The organism is Symbiopectobacterium sp. Eva_TO, from assembly GCF_053848865.1.
Map to the genome: position 1 here is coordinate 3,537,782 of NZ_JBSPEY010000004.1, position 18,914 is coordinate 3,556,695.

General features: G+C 51.6%; 10 protein-coding genes and 14 pseudogenes. 11 read left to right on the forward strand and 13 right to left on the reverse strand.

Annotated elements, in window-relative coordinates:
- Positions 1 to 29: 29 nt before the first annotated feature.
- The 4 genes and pseudogenes from ACWWJF_RS20905 to ACWWJF_RS20920 all read left to right on the forward strand — a co-directional run.
- Entirely contained in the window at positions 30 to 1,550 is a 1,521-nt protein-coding gene (locus tag ACWWJF_RS20905; RefSeq protein ID WP_455870483.1) for a phage tail fiber protein, read from the forward strand.
- A gap of 231 nt (positions 1,551 to 1,781) precedes the next feature.
- Positions 1,782 to 1,883: pseudogene (locus tag ACWWJF_RS20910) on the forward strand (phosphatase); the annotation flags it as partial.
- Between the two features lie 90 nt (positions 1,884 to 1,973).
- Positions 1,974 to 2,210, forward strand: a pseudogene (locus tag ACWWJF_RS20915) (transposase); the annotation flags it as partial.
- 171 nt (positions 2,211 to 2,381) lie between these two features.
- Positions 2,382 to 2,653, forward strand: a pseudogene (locus ACWWJF_RS20920) (IS3 family transposase); the annotation flags it as partial.
- A gap of 51 nt (positions 2,654 to 2,704) precedes the next feature.
- Here ACWWJF_RS20920 and ACWWJF_RS20925 read toward each other — a convergent pair.
- From ACWWJF_RS20925 to ACWWJF_RS20940, 4 genes and pseudogenes are all read right to left on the reverse strand, one after another.
- A pseudogene (locus ACWWJF_RS20925) lies at positions 2,705 to 2,866 on the reverse strand (IS481 family transposase); the annotation flags it as partial.
- Positions 2,867 to 2,875: 9 nt separating this feature from the next.
- Positions 2,876 to 4,044, reverse strand: a protein-coding gene (locus ACWWJF_RS20930) for an IS3 family transposase (RefSeq protein WP_455868400.1) whose coding sequence is annotated in 2 segments (ribosomal slippage) — positions 2,876 to 3,789 and positions 3,789 to 4,044 — 1,170 coding nt in all. Because the reading frame shifts where the segments join, the coding sequence is not laid out codon by codon here.
- 72 nt (positions 4,045 to 4,116) lie between these two features.
- Positions 4,117 to 4,998 (reverse strand): annotated as a pseudogene (locus ACWWJF_RS20935) (IS481 family transposase); the annotation flags it as partial.
- Positions 4,999 to 5,101: 103 nt separating this feature from the next.
- Positions 5,102 to 5,668: a lipoprotein gene (locus ACWWJF_RS20940; protein ID WP_196906906.1), complete on the reverse strand. Its 567-nt coding sequence runs from the start codon at positions 5,666 to 5,668 to the stop codon at positions 5,102 to 5,104.
- A 167-nt stretch (positions 5,669 to 5,835) separates the two neighbouring features.
- Between ACWWJF_RS20940 and ACWWJF_RS20945 the strand changes: the two genes are divergently transcribed.
- Together ACWWJF_RS20945 and ACWWJF_RS20950 are read left to right on the forward strand one after the other, a co-directional pair.
- Positions 5,836 to 7,043, forward strand: a protein-coding gene (locus ACWWJF_RS20945) for an IS3 family transposase (RefSeq protein ID WP_455871188.1) whose coding sequence is annotated in 2 segments (ribosomal slippage) — positions 5,836 to 6,157 and positions 6,157 to 7,043 — 1,209 coding nt in all. Because the reading frame shifts where the segments join, the coding sequence is not laid out codon by codon here.
- A gap of 37 nt (positions 7,044 to 7,080) precedes the next feature.
- Positions 7,081 to 7,872: pseudogene (locus ACWWJF_RS20950) on the forward strand (integrase core domain-containing protein); the annotation flags it as partial.
- A 124-nt stretch (positions 7,873 to 7,996) separates the two neighbouring features.
- On the opposite strand, the gene ACWWJF_RS20955 reads toward ACWWJF_RS20950, so the two are convergent.
- From ACWWJF_RS20955 to ACWWJF_RS20965, 3 genes and pseudogenes are all read right to left on the reverse strand, one after another.
- Positions 7,997 to 9,204, reverse strand: a protein-coding gene (locus ACWWJF_RS20955; protein WP_455871188.1) for an IS3 family transposase whose coding sequence is annotated in 2 segments (ribosomal slippage) — positions 7,997 to 8,883 and positions 8,883 to 9,204 — 1,209 coding nt in all. Because the reading frame shifts where the segments join, the coding sequence is not laid out codon by codon here.
- Between the two features lie 91 nt (positions 9,205 to 9,295).
- Positions 9,296 to 9,559 (reverse strand): annotated as a pseudogene (locus tag ACWWJF_RS20960) (helix-turn-helix domain-containing protein); the annotation flags it as partial.
- An 83-nt stretch (positions 9,560 to 9,642) separates the two neighbouring features.
- A pseudogene (locus tag ACWWJF_RS20965) lies at positions 9,643 to 10,353 on the reverse strand (IS5 family transposase); the annotation flags it as partial.
- A gap of 76 nt (positions 10,354 to 10,429) precedes the next feature.
- On the opposite strand from ACWWJF_RS20965, the gene ACWWJF_RS20970 reads away from it, so the two are divergent.
- Positions 10,430 to 10,669: a hypothetical protein gene (locus ACWWJF_RS20970; protein WP_455868475.1), complete on the forward strand. Its 240-nt coding sequence runs from the start codon at positions 10,430 to 10,432 to the stop codon at positions 10,667 to 10,669.
- Here the strand turns inward: ACWWJF_RS20970 and ACWWJF_RS20975 are convergent.
- From ACWWJF_RS20975 to ACWWJF_RS21000, 6 genes and pseudogenes are all read right to left on the reverse strand, one after another.
- Positions 10,616 to 11,185: pseudogene (locus ACWWJF_RS20975) on the reverse strand (transposase); the annotation flags it as partial. The gene ACWWJF_RS20970 and the pseudogene ACWWJF_RS20975 sit on opposite strands and share 54 nt — an antisense overlap.
- Before the next feature lie 22 nt (positions 11,186 to 11,207).
- Positions 11,208 to 12,239 (reverse strand): annotated as a pseudogene (locus ACWWJF_RS20980) (IS630 family transposase).
- Between the two features lie 106 nt (positions 12,240 to 12,345).
- Positions 12,346 to 12,861 (reverse strand): annotated as a pseudogene (locus tag ACWWJF_RS20985) (IS110 family RNA-guided transposase); the annotation flags it as partial.
- A gap of 1 nt (position 12,862) precedes the next feature.
- A protein-coding gene (locus ACWWJF_RS20990) for an IS3 family transposase (RefSeq protein WP_455870484.1) occupies positions 12,863 to 14,031 on the reverse strand; the annotation gives its coding sequence in 2 pieces (ribosomal slippage) (positions 12,863 to 13,776 and positions 13,776 to 14,031; 1,170 coding nt in all).
- Between the two features lie 74 nt (positions 14,032 to 14,105).
- Positions 14,106 to 14,210: pseudogene (locus tag ACWWJF_RS20995) on the reverse strand (IS5/IS1182 family transposase); the annotation flags it as partial.
- Positions 14,211 to 14,291: 81 nt separating this feature from the next.
- Positions 14,292 to 14,468 (reverse strand): annotated as a pseudogene (locus ACWWJF_RS21000) (multidrug efflux MFS transporter MdtH); the annotation flags it as partial.
- A 532-nt stretch (positions 14,469 to 15,000) separates the two neighbouring features.
- Between ACWWJF_RS21000 and rimJ the strand changes: the two are divergent.
- From rimJ to murJ, 4 genes and pseudogenes are all read left to right on the forward strand, one after another.
- Positions 15,001 to 15,585, forward strand: coding sequence for a ribosomal protein S5-alanine N-acetyltransferase (gene rimJ, locus ACWWJF_RS21005; RefSeq protein WP_455870485.1), 585 nt, complete (start codon positions 15,001 to 15,003; stop codon positions 15,583 to 15,585).
- Positions 15,586 to 15,596: 11 nt separating this feature from the next.
- Positions 15,597 to 16,250: a YceH family protein gene (locus tag ACWWJF_RS21010; protein WP_455870486.1), complete on the forward strand. Its 654-nt coding sequence runs from the start codon at positions 15,597 to 15,599 to the stop codon at positions 16,248 to 16,250.
- A 41-nt stretch (positions 16,251 to 16,291) separates the two neighbouring features.
- Positions 16,292 to 17,225: pseudogene (locus ACWWJF_RS21015) on the forward strand (Gfo/Idh/MocA family protein).
- Between the two features lie 114 nt (positions 17,226 to 17,339).
- Positions 17,340 to 18,875 carry a murein biosynthesis integral membrane protein MurJ gene (gene murJ, locus ACWWJF_RS21020; RefSeq protein ID WP_455870487.1) on the forward strand — a complete coding sequence of 512 codons (1,536 nt, stop codon included), beginning with the start codon at positions 17,340 to 17,342 and terminating at the stop codon, positions 18,873 to 18,875.
- Positions 18,876 to 18,914 lie beyond the last annotated feature (39 nt).

The window sequence follows — 18,914 nt, forward strand, 5'->3', positions numbered from 1 at the left end:
CCATATAACTATTTTACAGAGGAATTACCATGAGCGCATGGTACAAAACCGGAGCCATCGCTGCCACCAGCGGTAGCAAAATCATTATGGGCACAAGAACGCAATTCACTAATCCATTAAACGGTGTAGCAGCAGGGCGGATGTTATTATTACCCGCTGCTGGCACTGTTCAAATTTATGAAATTGAGTCTGTACAATCCGATACACAATTAACGCTGGTATCTGCGTTCACTGGCACAACGGGAACGGGTAAAGCCTATGCTATTCCCACCTCTCCGACGGTTTCCATTGAGCAGTTTGCGCATGAATTTGCCTCAACGCTTGCTTATTACCAGCAGCAGTTATCAAGCTGGCAGCAGATATTAACCGGAACGGGAAACGTTACGTTAACCACGCCAGACGGTCAGACCGTTACCGTTCGCTCGCAACGGGCGTGGGATACGGCGCTGAATGGGAAAGCCAATTCCAGCGATGTTTTCTTGCTGAAAGGCGCGCTGGGAACCAATGACCTGAACAATGTTATCGGGACGGATTACCAGGGTATTTGGTGGCAGAATGCGACCGCTAATGCCACGGCGGCAAGGAACTATCCTGTGGTGTCCGCTGGGAACCTGCTTGTGCTCTACAACAGTGTGACCAGCTACGGCATTACACAGATTTATATCACCCCTGTTTCAAAGCGCATTTTTATCAGAAGCAAGCCAACACCGAGCGATGCATGGACAACATGGGATGAGTTTTGGACTAGCGCAAATCTGCCAAACCCCGCAACGCTTGATACTGCGCAAAACATAACCGGACTAAAGCAATATCGTAGAGATTCAGAAGCGTTTATGATTTTCCCGGCTGCACAAGGAAAGTCATCATTTATTCGTGGTAATGAAGTTGATGGAAGTTCCAGATGGTACTTGGGTTACGGTGTTGACAACGTAAATACGCTAACGTTGCATAACTATAAAGCAAGTAACGGGATCTATTTCAACGAAAACGGCGATATATCGATTAATCCGGCTGATGGTAAACGTATTTACCAATGGACATACCCGCTACTGGCGGCAGGGCTGAATGCTGTATCCGACGCCAACGGCTTCTGGAAAACAGCAAGCCCGGTTGTGAAGCTGTTTGCTGACGGCACCAGCGAACTCACCAGCGAAGCCGAGGGCATCACCAGCGAGCGCCTGAGCGAAGGGGTGTACCGCATTTCCGGCTGTTTGGGGCTGAATGCCGATCGTGCCTGGGGCGGTGATGAGGGCGGTATCGATGTGCCGATGTGCCGTAACAAGTTACCCCGCCTGTGGGTGGACTATGGCGGCGATGAGGGAAGTTCGCAGATAAACCCGGATGGCTCTATGGTCATTCGTACCTATCACCGGCCACACCCGGATGCGCGCGTTTTCGCCCGCAATGAGATAGAGGGCTACACGAACGGCGACCCGATCGACATCCCGCGTGACACCTTCATATCGGTACGCGTGCAAATGCCAGAACGTGAGGAGCTCAAACCGAAAGTAATGCACAGTAATGTTTACTGCAACACCGTAGTGAATTGAAATGATAGCGTCCGGTGGTAATGTCGGGCGCTTCATTCACATCAATGAAACCAATCGTTCACAGATTCCCACCACTAAGCTGTGTGAATGCCAAGGATGGCGTGGGGCATATATGGGGCAAAAAATTGCCGCAAGGTAACTCCGTATCACTAAGTAACAGGAACCCGCTTGCGACAATGCTTTATTTAACTATATTTGACTCGATATCACTATCTGTTAACCTGTGTCATTCATCTTATGAATATGCGCGTGTGGCCGCGATTGGTGGATGGTGTTGGCATCCTGCGTGGTATTGAATCCAATATCAAAAATCGTCAGGGTGACATTGACTGTGATGTAGCCCCCTGTAACAGCAGACAGTAGCTGTATCTCCAGATAAGAGATAGGCTTAGATATATGTCTAACAATCATGCTAATTTTGAAATGACCGGGATCCTGTTAGGGCAAGAAGTCCGTAAGCGTAAAACTCCGCAAGAGAAAATCGCCATCATTCAGCAGACAATGGAGCCGGGGATGAACGTCTCCCATGTAGCCCGCCTGCATGGCATCCAGCGCAGCCTTTTGTTTAAGTGGAAGAAGCAATACCAGGAAGGAAGCCTCACCGCCGTTGCGGCCGGAGAAGAAGTGGTTCCAGCTTCGGCGCTGGCGACTGCCCTCAAGCCATATCGTTATACACATCTTTTGGCCATTTTTTGAACAGGATGCTCAGAACCCCGTGAATTAAGGCATTCAAGCCATCCCATTGGCTTTTTGAGGTTCAAAATGCCACTCTGAGATAAACCCGTAACTCATTGATTAAACAGTGCGTTAGAAAGATGTGTATAACGATATGCCCTCAAGCAGGTCCGGGAGCTACAGCGCCTTCTGGGTAAGAAGAGGATGGAAGTTGAGATCCTCAAAGAAGCAGTGGAGTACCGCCAGTCGCGAAAATGGATAGCGCACGCGCCCTTGTTGCCAAAGGACGGGGAATAGCTCTGGTCAGCCGCGCCATGAGCGTGTCGCGTGCGCAGCTGTCACTGCGGGTTAACCGTTCTGCCGACTGGCTGGACAGGCGCAGCAACCGGCGTAATGACGAAGCTGATGCTGAGATATTATCTGTATTAGCTCAGACCTGATCTGACAGTTACCGGTTATTTATACAGGTGTCTGTCAGATTAAATCTGGTTCAGATTTTTTTCTGCCCAGACTCGTTTACCATCAAGTAACGTGGCCATTGGCGTACGCCCGCAGCACATTTTACCCTGATGAGTTCGCTCATTATTGTAATGCCACAACCAGTTGTCCAGATCCTTTTGTAGACTTTCTAGGTCCTCGTATTGTAGTGGTCAACTAATATTGGCCACCGCATTAGACTGTATGTAGAACAGTCGCTCAGATTCGTTTGGAGTTAAGCCGCCGTTATACCAGTGAGGCCGGATAGCGCTGTAATACCCCGTGATGTAGCGGATAATCGCGTCCTGGGCTTCGCTGAAGCTGTTGTAACCCTTTGTCGGCACCCATTCTGTCTTCAGGCTGCGGAAGAACCGCTCCATTGGCGCATTATCCCAGCAGTTACCCCGCCGACTCATACTCTGCTTTATCCGGCAGCGCCACAGGGCTTGCCGGTATTGACGGCTGGTATAGTGGCTGCCCTGGTCGCTGTGGAACATGACTCCTGTTGGTTGTCCCCGGAGTTCCCAGGCCATCTGCAACGCTTTAACTGTCAGCGCCGAGTCCGGCGAGGTCGACATGGCCCAGCCCACCGGTTTGCGGGCGAACAGGTCTAGCACCACCGCAAGGTAAGCCCAGCATTTGCCCGTCCAGATGTAGGTCACATCGCCGCACCAGACCTGATCCGGCGCGGTAACCGCGAACTGGCGGTTGAGATAGTTCGGTATTTCAACGTGTTCATTGCCGCCGCGTTTGTATTTGTGAGCCGGTCGCTGGCAGCTGGCGATACCCAGCTCCTTCATCAGCTTGCCAGCCAGCCAGCGCCCCATTTTGACACCAGAGCTGCCGGTGACGATGGTCGCGATACTTCGAGCGCCGGCAGAGCCGCCGCTGGCGTTCCAGGCTTCCATGACGCGACTACACTTAACCACGCGCTCACCGTCGGGTTCATTAGCGGAAGCCTGCCAGTGCCTGTAGCTGCTGCGATGTACCTCAAAAGTTTGGCACAACGCCGTGACCGGGTATCGCGCCCTCAGCCTGTCGACTACCGTGAACCGTTGAGTGAGTCCGACATTAAGAGCGCCGTAGCCTTTTTTAGGATTTCGTTCTCCATTTCAAGGCATTGGACTTTTTTCTTCATCTCACGCAGCTCGAGCTGTTCAGGGGTAAGAGGAAGTCCCGTTGGCGTTTTTCCCTGTCGTTCAAGGCGAAGCTTATTGACCCAGCGACTAATGGCAGAATGGCTGACATTAACCGCCTCTGCGGCCTTAACGTATGTGTAGCCGTGGTCGACAACCAGCTTTGCGGCTTCGAGCTTAAATTCCGCCGTAAAATGTTTACCCATGAGGTCACCTGTCGTGTTGATGAGGTGAGCATATCACCTCCGCTCAGGTGGCCAGTATCAGTGTGCCACTACATATAACGTCTTACGGAACGCAACCTGATAAAAATCCTGCAAAATAGTTTTATGGAAGCGCTCGCAGATACCGTTTGTCTGCGGAGACATCGCTTTCGTTTTCGTATGGTCTATATCGTTGATAGCCAAGTACAGCTGATAGTCATGTTGTTCCACTTTACCGCAGTACTCCGTCCCCCTGTCCGTCAGTATTCTTAGCATTGGCAGCCCCTGAGCTTCGTAGAACGGCAGCACGCGATCATTGAGCAGGTCGGCGGCAGAGATCGGTGCTTTACTCGTGTAAAGCTTGCAGTGCGCCACTTTCGAGTACGTATCCACGAACGTCTGCTGGTAGATACGGCCAACACCTTTCAGATTACCCACGTAGAAGGTGTCCTGCGACCCCAGATAACCCGGGTGAGCAGTCTCTATTTCACCACAGGCTTCGTCGTCGTGCGCCTTCTTCTCCAGTGCAGCGATTTGAGCATCAGTAAGTACGATGCCTTCTCTGGCAACTTTTTCCTCAAGTGCCTTCAGGCGCTTACGAAAGTTTTCCAGATCGTGTCGTTGCCAGATGGAGCGCACACCGCTGCCAGAAATGAAGACGCCTTTTTTACGCAGCTCATTACTGGTCCGGTGCTGGCCATGAGCCGGGAACTCAATGGCGTAATCAACAACCGCACGTTCAGTGGCTTCATCAGCACGGTTTTTCAGGTTGGGAACCCGGCGATTTTGGTTAACCAGAGCGTCAATGCCGCCTTCTGCCGCCAGTTCCTGATAGCGATAAAACGTGTCGCGTGACACCCCCATGATTTTACAGGCTTTTGATACGTTACCGAGTTCTTCGGCGAGATTGAGCAGGCCGGCTTTGTGTTTGATGATGGGATTGTTAGTATGAAGCATGAGAGTTACCTCGTGTTTTGTATAAGGATTCGACACCCATATCAAAACCGGTAACTCTCAACCTTTCAAGGTCCAGTGTCAGATCAAGTCGCGACTAATACACTTAATCCGTCAACTGAATGGCAATTTGACCCGGTTTTACCTCAATACCTTTTGCCAGTTTTTTGGCTAAGGCTTCCGTTTTGCTATTTTCATCACTGAGCACATAGGCTGGTTTCTGATCAAAATAGTTCTTCAATGCCTGATTTAAATAGGGCGTCAGCGTTTTGAACACGGTATCCATCTTCTCTGGTGTCACTTGATAATCCACCAGTTCCATTTCTTTGAGGTAAATGGCGCTGTTAGTTTTATCAAACACCGGTTGTGCTTTCAGAGTAAGCACAGCATCCGCTGACTGGGCACCCAGCAACGAACTGATGTCCACCTTGGCATGGCCTGATAGGGTGACTTTGCCCGGTTCGGCACGTCCGATCTGGCTGCTGAGATCGTTCAACACGATGGTGGCATCGACTACGCCTGGAATGCCGATCTGTTTTTTAAAATCATTGTGTTTTTGCAGATAACGGTTTACATCTTGCTCGCTAAGAGAATATTGCGTGAGCCGATCGCAGCCACTAACAAGTAACGTCAGCGCCACTGCGGCAATGGCGGCTATCCCTGATTTTTTCATTGATGTTCCTCTGCACGTGCTGTGTTTCTGAAGTATGGCTGTTTAACGATAGAAAGGGTGCCTTGAGCTTAGCAGATGATGTAGCCCCCTGTAACACCAGACAGTCGCTGTATCTCCAGATAAGAGATAGGCTTAGATATATGTCTAACAATCATGCTAATTTTGAAATGACCGGGATCCTGTTAGGGCAAGAAGTCCGTAAGCGTAAAACTCCGCAAGAGAAAATCGCCATCATTCAGCAGACAATGGAGCCGGGGATGAACGTCTCCCATGTAGCCCGCCTGCATGGCATCCAGCCCAGCCTTTTGTTTAAGTGGAAGAAGCAATACCAGGAAGGAAGCCTCACCGCCGTTGCGGCCGGAGAAGAAGTGGTTCCAGCTTCGGCGCTGGCGACTGCCCTCAAGCAGGTCCGGGAGCTACAGCGCCTTCTGGGTAAGAAGAGGATGGAAGTTGAGATCCTCAAAGAAGCAGTGGAGTACCGCCAGTCGCGAAAATGGATAGCGCACGCGCCCTTGTTGCCAAAGGACGGGGAATAGCTCTGGTCAGCCGCGCCATGAGCGTGTCGCGTGCGCAGCTGTCACTGCGGGTTAACCGTTCTGCCGACTGGCTGGACAGGCGCAGCAACCGGCGTAATGACGAAGCTGATGCTGAGATATTATCGGACATCCTCCGTATCATCAGCGACATGCCCAGTTACGGTTACCGCCGAGTGTGGGGTATCCTGCGTAAGCAACGTCGTGCAGAGGGATTTCCACCGGTGAACGCCAAACGGCTTTACAGGATAATGAGCGAGCATAACCTGCTGTTGTTGCATGATAAAACTGAACGTCCGAAGCGGGAGCATAAAGGCAAAATCGCGGTAGCAGAGAGCGATATGCGCTGGTGCTCAGATGGCTTCGAGTTCGGTTGTGACAACGGCGAGAAGCTGCGGGTGACGTTCGCACTGGACTGCTGCGACCGGGAGGCCATAGACTGGGCAGCGAGCACCAGGGGTTATGACAGTTCAACCGTGCAGGATGTGATGCTGCGGTCGGTGGAAAAACGCTTCGGTAGCGCGCTGCCGGATAAACCAGTGCAATGGCTGACGGATAATGGTTCAGCGTACACAGCGCATGAAACGCGGAAGTTCGCCAGAGAACTGAATCTGGAGCCCTGCACAACAGCAGTGAGCCGTCCACAGAGTAACGGCATGGCAGAACGGTTCGTGAAGACGATGAAGGAAGATTACATCGCCTTCATGCCAAAACCCGATGTGCGAACAGCGCTGAAGAACCTTGCAGCGGCGTTCAATCATTACAATGAAAACCATCCGCACAGTGCGCTGGGATACAACTCCCCAAGAGAATATCGGCGCCAGCGGGCATCGTTAACTTAAGATACAAAAACTGTCCGGAGATGGTGGGTCAAGATCACCGGCTCATGGCCAGCACCGGACCAGTAATGAGCTGCGTAAAAAAGGCGTCTTCATTTCTGGCAGCGGTGTGCGCTCCATCTGGCAACGACACGATCTGGAAAACTTTCGTAAGCGCCTGAAGGCACTTGAGGAAAAAGTTGCCAGAGAAGGCATCGTACTTACTGATGCTCAAATCGCTGCACTGGAGAAGAAGGCGCACGACGACGAAGCCTGTGGTGAAATAGCGACTGCTCACCCGGGTTATCTGGGGTCGCAGGACACCTTCTACGTGGGTAATCTGAAAGGTGTTGGCCGTATCTACCAGCAGACGTTCGTGGATACGTACTCGAAAGTGGCGCACTGCAAGCTTTACACGAGTAAAGCACCGATCTCTGCCGCCTACCTGCTCAATGATCGCGTGCTGCCGTTCTACGAAGCTCAGGGGCTGCCAATGCTAAGAATACTGACGGACAGGGGGACGGAGTACTGCGGTAAAGTGGAACAACATGACTATCAGCTGTACTTGGCTATCAACGATATAGACCATACGAAAACGAAAGCGATGTCTCCGCAGACAAACGGTATCTGCGAGCGCTTCCATAAAACTATTTTGCAGGATTTTTATCAGGTTGCGTTCCGTAAGACGTTATACGAGGACCTAGAAAGTCTACAAAAGGATCTGGACAACTGGTTGTGGCATTACAATAATGAGCGAACTCATCAGGGTAAAATGTGCTGCGGGCGTACGCCAATGGCCACGTTACTTGATGGTAAACGAGTCTGGGCAGAAAAAAATCTGAACCAGATTTAATCTGACAGACACCTGTATAAATAACCGGTAACTGTCAGATCAGGTCTGAGCTAATACATTTGAAGGCATTACCGAGTTTCTGTTGAATGATCTTGACCCACCATCTCCGGACAGTTTTTGTATCTTAAGTTAACGATGCCCGCTGGCGCCGATATTCTCTTGGGGAGTTGTATCCCAGCGCACTGTGCGGATGGTTTTCATTGTAATGATTGAACGCCGCTGCAAGGTTCTTCAGCGCTGTTCGCACATCGGGTTTTGGCATGAAGGCGATGTAATCTTCCTTCATCGTCTTCACGAACCGTTCTGCCATGCCGTTACTCTGTGGACGGCTCACTGCTGTTGTGCAGGGCTCCAGATTCAGTTCTCTGGCGAACTTCCGCGTTTCATGCGCTGTGTACGCTGAACCATTATCCGTCAGCCATTGCACTGGTTTATCCGGCAGCGCGCTACCGAAGCGTTTTTCCACCGACCGCAGCATCACATCCTGCACGGTTGAACTGTCATAACCCCTGGTGCTCGCTGCCCAGTCTATGGCCTCCCGGTCGCAGCAGTCCAGTGCGAACGTCACCCGCAGCTTCTCGCCGTTGTCACAACCGAACTCGAAGCCATCTGAGCACCAGCGCATATCGCTCTCTGCTACCGCGATTTTGCCTTTATGCTCCCGCTTCGGACGTTCAGTTTTATCATGCAACAACAGCAGGTTATGCTCGCTCATTATCCTGTAAAGCCGTTTGGCGTTCACCGGTGGAAATCCCTCTGCACGACGTTGCTTACGCAGGATACCCCACACTCGGCGGTAACCGTAACTGGGCATGTCGCTGATGATACGGAGGATGTCCGATAATATCTCAGCATCAGCTTCGTCATTACGCCGGTTGCTGCGCCTGTCCAGCCAGTCGGCAGAACGGTTAACCCGCAGTGACAGCTGCGCACGCGACACGCTCATGGCGCGGCTGACCAGAGCTATTCCCCGTCCTTTGGCAACAAGGGCGCGTGCGCTATCCATTTTCGCGACTGGCGGTACTCCACTGCTTCTTTGAGGATCTCAACTTCCATCCTCTTCTTACCCAGAAGGCGCTGTAGCTCCCGGACCTGCTTGAGGGCAGTCGCCAGCGCCGAAGCTGGAACCACTTCTTCTCCGGCCGCAACGGCGGTGAGGCTTCCTTCCTGGTATTGCTTCTTCCACTTAAACAAAAGGCTGGGCTGGATGCCATGCAGGCGGGCTACATGGGAGACGTTCATCCCCGGCTCCATTGTCTGCTGAATGATGGCGATTTTCTCTTGCGGAGTTTTACGCTTACGGACTTCTTGCCCTAACAGGATCCCGGTCATTTCAAAATTAGCATGATTGTTAGACATATATCTAAGCCTATCTCTTATCTGGAGATACAGCGACTGTCTGGTGTTACAGGGGGCTACATCACTGGCCATGAGCCGGGAACTCAATGGCGTAATCAACAACCGCACGTTCAGTGGCTTCATCAGCACGGTTTTTCAGGTTGGGAACCCGGCGGTTTTGGTTAACCAGAGCGTCAATGCAGCCTTCTGCCGCCAGTTCCTGATAGCGATAAAACGTGTCGCGTGACACACCCATGATTTTACAGGCTTTTGATACGTTACCGAGTTCTTCGGCGAGATTGAGCAGGCCGACTTTGTGTTTGATGATGGGATTGTTAGTATGAAGCATGAGAGTTACCTCGTGTTTTGTATAAGGATTCGACACCCATATCAAAACCGGTAACTCTCAACCTTTCAAGGTCCAGTGTCAGATCAAGTCGCGACTAATACACCTAATAGCGTGATCCGGTTAAGCGCTTTGACCATCGCCATGGCTTCACCCACCTGAGCATCGTAGTCACGCAGACTTAGATGACCACCCAGAAGCGTTTTGAACCGGAACATGGCCGTTTCAGCCACTGAGCGTCGGTGATAGCCCACTTTCTTTTTCCAGGTATCGTTGCTGCCGCTCAGGCGCTGATTTGCAACAGCGTGGTTACGCTCGTGGTAGTGGTCCGGCCAATATTGCGCCCCCCTTCGCGGCGGGATAAGCGGCCTTATTTTCTTCCTCAGCAGAGCATCATGGCAGTAACCTGTATCGTAAGCGCCGTCAGCCGATGCCTCTCTGATTTTCCGGTGGGTCTGGTTTATCAGTGCCGGTAGAGCCTGGGCATCAGTCGTACCACTGAGCGACAAATCCGCACAGATAATCTCATGCGTCGCACTATCTACTGCCAGATGCAGCTTACGCCACACCCTGCGTCTGTCGGCACCATGCTGCCGGACTTTCCATTCGCCTTCGCCAAAGACCTTCAGGCTGGTTCCATCAATGACCAGATGTGAGATTTCACCACGGGTTGGCGTTTTTATGCTGATGTTCACTGTCTTTGCTCGCTTGCTGAGCAGCGAATAGTCTGGACAATGCAGCGACAATTTAATCAGTTTAAAAATCGAGTCAACAAAACCCTGTAAAGCCCTCAATGAATCTATGGTCACCCCCATTTTTGCAACACTGATCTTTGATTAATGGTGGACTTGCTTAAATCTATCCGGCGTATTTATGGCCAAGGATGCCCGCGCCACGATGAGTTTCGCACCTGATATTCCTAAAAAGGCCATCGGCTTCATTGAGCCATTTTCATTTTTTGGTTTTATATCAGGCCGTCAGGCCGTTCATGTCATCAATAATCAGTCTTCGCAAAACCAGATGGGTAACTTCGTTAAATTGCTGACTGTTAGACCAGCATTACTGTTCAAACACGGTATTTCGTGTCGTTATTGCCCAAGCTATTCGAGCTAATTTATTTGCTAATGCACAGCACACAACGCAAGAATGTTTCCTGCCCAACTGAGACCTTACCCAATCAGCTAATCTCCCTGATTGATGGTCAATTCTTAGGATAAATACCCGCGCACATTGAACAAGCAATCGGCGAAGGTTTTTATCTCCACGCTTGCTAATACCCATATCGTTATATACATCTTTCTAACGCACTGTTTAATCAATGAGTTACGGGTTTATCTCAGAGTGGCATTTTGAACCTCAAAAAGCCAATGGGATGGCTTGAATGCCTTAATTCACGGGGTTCTGAGCATCCTGTTCAAAAAATGGCCAAAAGATGTGTATAACGATATGGCTAATACCCAGCAGAGTATTCTTCCCTCCAGTACTGTATTGGCGGGGTACAAGACCGGTGGAAGCGGCAAAATTACGACTGTTTTCATATTGCTTGCCATCGCCTAACTGTGATGACAAAACGCTGGCTGTTATCGGTCCAACACCAGGGATGGTCATTAAATGCTGGCCAGTTTCATCTAAATAGCTGTTCCTAATACCGCTACACTTTTGCCTGTCCATGTTTTCCACTGGGAAACGGGCTGACGGTTTCCATGAAGCGGCGAACCTTGTTCAGTCACTGCCACATTGAACAGCATTGATGATTGCGGGTAATGGTTTCATGCAACGCCTGCCATAACCGCTCTACATGATTTACCCATGGTGAGTACACCGGCTGATAAATAACCCTGAATTTCGGGTTTTCTTCCAGCCAGCGCTGCGTCTCCCGGCTTTTGTGAATAATGTAGTTATCAACTATCAGCGTGAGCGTTTTTGCCCGTCTGTACGTTGCTCTCAGATGCTCTAACATACTGATAAACAAACACGAACTTTTACTGTTTCCTCCAGCATAGCTGACTTTTCCCGTCCCGCTGTGTAATGCACCCGCCAGATAATATTTCTCGTTCTGGCCCGGTGTCACGATGCGTTTCTGCTTCCCGCGAACCTGCCAGTCCGCGCCAATTTTGGGATTCAGATGAATATCCACTTCGTCTTCGTAAAAGACGGGATGTTCCGCGCTGCATTGTTCCAGCGCCATCGAGATGGCCTCCATTTTTTCTTCCTTATGCGGGTCGCGGATACGCAGCGTAGGAGCTGCGCGTCGCCACACCAGACCGGCAGAAGGCCGCCAACGACGCACCGTGGAAGCATGCAACTGGCAACCGGTTATCTCATTGATTTTTATCGCTAGCAGTTCCGTGCTCCAACGCGAACGCTGATAGCCAAAATCATGAGGGGAACGCTTTACGAGCTGGATTAACAGTGCGCAGATCTGTTCAAACGGCCAGCGACGGCCACGACCGGGCCGCAGAGATTTGAGGCCTTCAATGCCGTACAGGGTGAGCCAGTTAATCCATCTGCCGATTGACGAACGGGCGCAGCAAAGCATTCTGGCGACATCGCTCACGCGCTCGCCCCGGTGCAACATCAGGATGGCGGTCAGCCTGCGGGCGTGATTCTTGTCACGCGTTTTATGGAGAGTTTTCTTCATCAGGCGTCGTTCGTTACGGGGTATCGGTGCTATGCTCGACATCGCTCAGTCCGGTTGATGATTTGGGATCTTTATCGATTGCTCAGATCGCTCAACTCGGACTGAGTTCCCTTCAGGTGATCTACTATTCGGAACAGTTATTTAGAGAGAGTGCCTGCCCAAGTTCTCTTTCGAGCTCTGCTATCTGCCCAACCAAATATTGGTAATGATCGTGTAATTGAAGCAGCAACTGTGCCAGATAAGGTGGCAAGTCATTATCAGCCAGAACAGCTGAAAGCCTTTTGATTACCGCAATACCTTTCGGCATGCTGATACCAAACTCCAGTAAAAAAGCATGCATTTGGTTAGTCGTTTTAACGTTGTATCTGACCAACGACTCCCTGACGCGATGCAAGGCTCGCATAGCCTGCTGAGCCTCAGTTCTTGGCTGCACAAACCGCATGGAAGGGCGTGATCCGGCTTCGCATATTGCTTCGGCATCAACGAAATCGTTCTTGTTGCTCTTGACAAAAGGGCGGACAAACTGCGGAGAGATCAACTTTACTTCATGCCCCAGCTCACTGATCCGACGAGCCATAAAATGGGCACCGGCGCAGGCTTCCATTACAACGGTAGTAGGTGTACACGTAGCCAGAAACTCGATGAGCTTGGTGCGGGTGTAGTGGTCAACTAATATTGGCCACCGCATTAGACTGTATGTAGAACAGTCGCTCAGATTCGTTTGGAGTTAAGCCGCCGTTATACCAGTGAGGCCGGATAGCGCTGTAATACCCCGTGATGTAGCGGATAATCGCGTCCTGGGCTTCGCTGAAGCTGTTGTAACCCTTTGTCGGCACCCATTCTGTCTTCAGGCTGCGGAAGAACCGCTCCATTGGCGCATTATCCCAGCAGTTACCCCGCCGACTCATACTCTGCTTTATCCGGCAGCGCCACAGGGCTTGCCGGTATTGACGGCTGGTATAGTGGCTGCCCTGGTCGCTGTGGAACATGACTCCTGTTGGTTGTCCCCGGAGTTCCCAGGCCATCTGCAACGCTTTAACTGTCAGCGGCGAGTCCGGCGACGTCGACATGGCCCAGCCCACCGGTTTGCGGGCGAACAGATCTAGCACCACCGCAAGGTAAGCCCAGCATTTGCCCGTCCAGATGTAGGTCACATCGCCGCACCAGACCTGATCCGGCGCGGTAACCGCGAACTGGCGGTTGAGATAGTTCGGTATTTCAACGTGTTCATTGCCGCCGCGTTTGTATTTGTGAGCCGGTCGCTGGCAGCTGGCGATACCCAGCTCCTTCATCAGCTTGCCAGCCAGCCAGCGCCCCATTTTGACACCGGAGCTGCCGGTGACGATGGTCGCGATACTTCGAGCGCCGGCAGAGCCGCCGCTGGCGTTCCAGGCTTCCATGACGCGGCTACACTTAACCACGCGCTCACCGTCGGGTTCATTAGCGGAAGCCTGCCAGTGCCTGTAGCTGCTGCGATGTACCTCAAAAGTTTGGCACAACGCCGTGACCGGGTATCGCGCCCTCAGCCTGTCGACTACCGTGAACCGTTGAGTGAGTCCGACATTAAGAGCGCCGTAGCCTTTTTTAGGATTTCGTTCTCCATTTCAAGGCATTGGACTTTTTTCTTCATCTCACGCAGCTCGAGCTGTTCAGGGGTAAGAGGAAGTCCCGTTGGCGTTTTTCCCTGTCGTTCAAGGCGAAGCTTATTGACCCAGCGACTAATGGCAGAATGGCTGACATTAACCGCCTCTGCGGCCTTAACGTATGTGTAGCCGTGGTCGACAACCAGCTTTGCGGCTTCGAGCTTAAATTCCGCCGTAAAATGTTTACCCATGAGGTCACCTGTCGTGTTGATGAGGTGAGCATATCACCTCCGCTCAGGTGGCCAGTATCAGTGTGCCACTACAATGCAGCAATGGCTGATTCATCTAGCCATACGGTTAGAGAACCGCGCTGCTTGAGGGCCTTGTTATAGGAGGGCCAGTTAGTGATTTTAAAATTTTGTTTTGCCATGGAGACCTGATGTTGAAACAACTATGGTGATCTGATCCGATGATTACCCAAACTTTCTATTTATTCAACAAAGCCGATCAGTTGAATAAACTGACGTAATCCGAGAGCGATACCCACCAGTAAGGCCGCCCAACCCAGATCGTCAACAAAGCGTATGGAAATTAGCGGGAATACTACAAAAAAACCCAGAACCACCAGCATATTGTCTAATAAAAGGAAATATTTGCCGAGACTCCGAGCTTGTGACATCAGAGGCATGTTTCACCACAAAAGAAAAAAAGAAAGAGTTACAACACGTCTATTTTGTACCCTAATCAGATGGCAAGATAGTCTTTACAGAACAATATTTTTTTATCGTTCCGAGCGTCTGCGATTGCAACGTGAATGACTTTTTTTTAACCAAAATGCGGCGATGTTGGCGTAATTGCGTAATAAGTCACCGCAGGAAGTTTTACGCCAGAGAATTGATGCGGTTATAGTCATATCGTTATACACATCTTTCTAACGCACTGTTTAATCAATGAGTTACGGGTTTATCTCAGAGTGGCATTTTGAACCTCAAAAAGCCAATGGGATGGCTTGAATGCCTTAATTCACGGGGTTCTGAGCATCCTGTTCAAAAAATGGCCAAAAGATGTGTATAACGATATGGGTTATAGTAGCTAGTATCGACGTTTTTCGTGGTCAGGTGTGTGACTCCCTGTTCGAGGGCTGGTTTTCCAGTTAAACCTGTACTGCAAATTATCGCGATAAATTTTTCTTATCGAACAACGAAAAAAACGAGGCAGAGATGTTTGGCTATCGTTCAACCCCGGCACGGGTATACATGACAACGGATAGGCTGGTCGTGCGTTTAGCCCACGAGCGTGATGCCTGGCGTCTGGCGGAATACTATGCGGAGAATCGTGATTTTTTAAAACCCTGGGAGCCGGTGCGTGATGCCAGCTATTGTTACCCTTCAGGTTGGCAAGCGCGGCTTAGTGTGATCAACAACATGCATAAGCAAGGGGCGGCTTATTACTTCTTGCTGCTCGATCCGAATGAGAATGAAGTGTATGGGGTTGCCAATTTCAGTAACGTCCTGCGTGGCTCCTTCCACGCGTGCTATCTGGGCTATTCGCTCGGAGATAAATGGCAGGGGCAGGGCATGATGTATGAAGCCTTACAGCCCGCGCTGCGCTATATGCAGCGCCAACAGCACATGCACCGAATTATGGCCAACTACATGCCGCACAATCAGCGCAGCGGTAATCTGCTGACGCGATTGGGCTTTGAACGTGAGGGCTATGCTAAAAAATACTTGTTAATCGACGGTACCTGGCAGGATCACGTTCTGACTGCCTTGACGAATGAACAATGGACGCCTCAGCGATAGGAGCTCAGAGAATGAAATATCAGTTTGATGCCAAAGCGTTGCGCGTGGTGGGCTGTTTGTTGGAAAAACAGATCACCACGCCCGAACAGTACCCCATGTCGCTAAATGGCGTGGTAACGGCCTGCAATCAGAAAACCAACCGCGAGCCGGTGTTGGAGCTCAGTGAGAGCGAGGTTCAACAAACGCTCGATGTGCTGGTTAAAAAGCACGTCGTCAAAACCCTCAGCGGCTTTGGTAATCGCGTGATGAAGTATGAGCACCGGTTCTGCAACTCTGAATTCGGCGATCTGAAGTTTTCTTCCGCAGAAGTGGCGCTGGTCACGACGCTGTTGCTGCGCGGGGCGCAAACGCCGGGTGAATTGCGCACCCGAGCGGCGCGCTTGCATGAATTTGCGGATGTCGATGAAGTCGAACAGACGTTGACACTGTTGCAAACGCGGGAAGATGGCCCCTTTGTGGCGCGCTTGGCGCGCGAGCCGGGTAAGCGGGAGCATCGGTTTATGCACCTGTTTGGCGATGATGAACCCGTTGCATCCGCCACTGACAGCGCTGAAGATCGCATGCCGGCTGACACGACGGATCTCGCGCAGCGAGTGCTGGTGCTGGAGCAAGACGTGGCCGAATTAAAACAGCAATTGGCGCACTTGCTGTCGCAACAACTCTAAGTATTGTCCGAGGGAATGACTCCCTGACTGAAGGTGACACAATGAATACAGCGAAAACGGACGCAGGGCGGATCCGTATCGGTATGGTTGGACTGGGTTCGATTGCGCAAAAGGCCTATCTTTCTGTGCTGAGCCAGGAAAAACACTGGACGTTTGCCTGCGTGTTTTCTCCGGATAAGCAAAAAATGCGCACGCTTTGCCAGCAATATCGCCTGTCAGGTTATTCGTCACTGCAAGCGCTGGCGAGTGTGTGCGATGCTGTGATGGTACACAGCAGCACGGCCAGCCACTACGACGTTATCAGCACGTTACTGCACCTTGGCATGCAAGTGTATGTCGATAAACCGCTGGCGGAAACTCTGCCGCAGTCTGAAGCGCTGCTAGCGTTAGCCGACCGGCAGGGAAAAACCGTGATGGTTGGATTTAACCGCCGTTTCGCTCCCGGCTATCAATCGCTCAAATCAACGTTACTGCATCCAGATTCTGTTCGGGTGGAAAAACACCGTGCGGATAACGTGGGTCCGCAATCGGCGCGTTTTACCCTGTTGGATGACTATCTGCACGTGGTTGACACGGCACTGTGGCTGGCGGGTGAGGGGCGGCGTTACAAGGTGGCGTCATTCGCAATAATGCGGCAGGGCAGCTTGTTTTGCTGAACATCTGTTTGCTTCCTCAACCAGCCAGGTCGTCACCAGCATGCATCGTTGTGCGGGCAGTCAGCGCGAGGCGGTGCAGATGATCGGGCACGGAGCTATTCACCACGTCGATAATCTCAGTGATTGCTGGCAGGAAAGCGGTGGCATTATCACGCGCTCCCCGGCTCCGTCTTGGCAAAGTATTTTGGAACAGCGCGGTTTTGTGGGGGCAGTTCACCATTTTGCCGACTCACTTGAGAAAGGTGTTCAACCCCAAACATCAGGCGAGCAGGCGATTCTGGCGCAGAGAGTGGTTGAGTCGCTGCTCACATCATGCTGAATCCTGCTGTGAGCTATCATCAAGGGTGGTTATTCCGCCCCTGATGCGTAGACTGTCGCCACGCCTGGCGGGTTGCGTTCCGCTGTAACTCTCGACACAACAGAATCGAATCGGATGAACTTATTAAAATCATTGGCCGCGCTCAGTTCAATGACCATGCTATCGCGCGTTTTGGGCTTTATCCGCGATGCCATTGTCGCACGGGTATTTGGCGCTGGGGTGGCGACTGACGCCTTTTTCGTCGCCTTTAAACTGCCGAATTTACTACGTCGCGTTTTTGCCGAGGGGGCTTTCTCGCAGGCATTTGTTCCAATACTGGCTGAATACAAAAGCCAGCAAGGGGATGAAGCAACACGAACCTTTCTTGCCTACGTGTCAGGCATGTTGACGCTTGTGCTGGCATTGGTGACCGTGGCCGGGATGATCGCTGCGCCCTGGGTTATCGTGGTGACGGCTCCGGGATTTGCCGCCACGCCCGATCGGTTTGCGCTGACCTCGGCACTGTTGCGCATCACTTTCCCGTATATTTTGCTGATATCGCTGACCTCGATGGTGGGCTCGGTTTTAAACACCTGGAATCGCTTCTCCGTCCCGGCGTTTGCACCGACATTTCTCAATATCAGCATGATTGGTTTTGCCCTGTTCGCCACACCTTATTTTGATCCGCCTGTGTTAGCGTTGGCTTGGGCGGTGTTGCTCGGCGGGGTGCTGCAATTGGTTTACCAACTGCCGCATCTTAAAAAGATCGGGATGTTGGTATTGCCGCGCTTTAAATGGCGTCACCCCGGCGTCGGGCGAGTGATGAAACTGATGGCTCCAGCGATTCTAGGCGTATCAGTGAGCCAAATCTCGTTGATCATTAACACTATATTTGCCTCTTTTCTCAGTGAGGGGGCGGTCTCTTGGATGTACTACGCTGACCGACTGATGGAGTTTCCGTCCGGTGTACTGGGTGTCGCTTTAGGCACGATTTTGCTGCCATCGCTAGCGAAAAGCGTCGCCAGTGGCGATCAGGAAGCCTATTCACACCTGATGGATTGGGGGCTGCGTCTCTGCTTTCTGTTGGCGTTGCCGAGTGCGGTGGCGTTAGGCATTTTGTCGAAACCGTTGATTGTTGGGCTGTTCCAGTATGGCAAGTTTAGCGCACTGGATGCATTGATGACTCAGCGGGCGTTGATTGCCTACGCCATCGGGTTGATGGGGCTGATTGTGGTAAAAGTGTTGGTTCCGGGGTTCTATTCTCGGCAGGATATCAAAACGCCGGTGAAAATTGCATTGGTGACGTTGGCGCTGACGCAGGTCATGAACCTGATCTTTATCGGGCCGTTGCAGCATGCTGGGCTGGCACTTTCCATTGGATTGGCATCGTGTCTGAATGCCGGGCTGCTCTATTGGCAGTTGCGTAAACAGCTGCTTTTCCAGCCACGTCAGGGGTGGGGCACCTTTCTGGTCAAACTGCTTATCGCGGTGCTTGCCATGTCGGCGGTATTGATCGCGTTGCTAGTGTGGATGCCAGCCTGGGACATCGGCGGCATGACAGTGCGTATTTCGCGCCTGATGCTGGTGGTGGTGGCCGGTGCGGGGACCTACTTTGTGATGCTTGCGTTGCTTGGCTTCCGTCCGCGCGATTTTGCGCGCCGGGGTATGTGATCGGACCCAATAAAAAACGGTGGCTCAGGCCACCGTTTT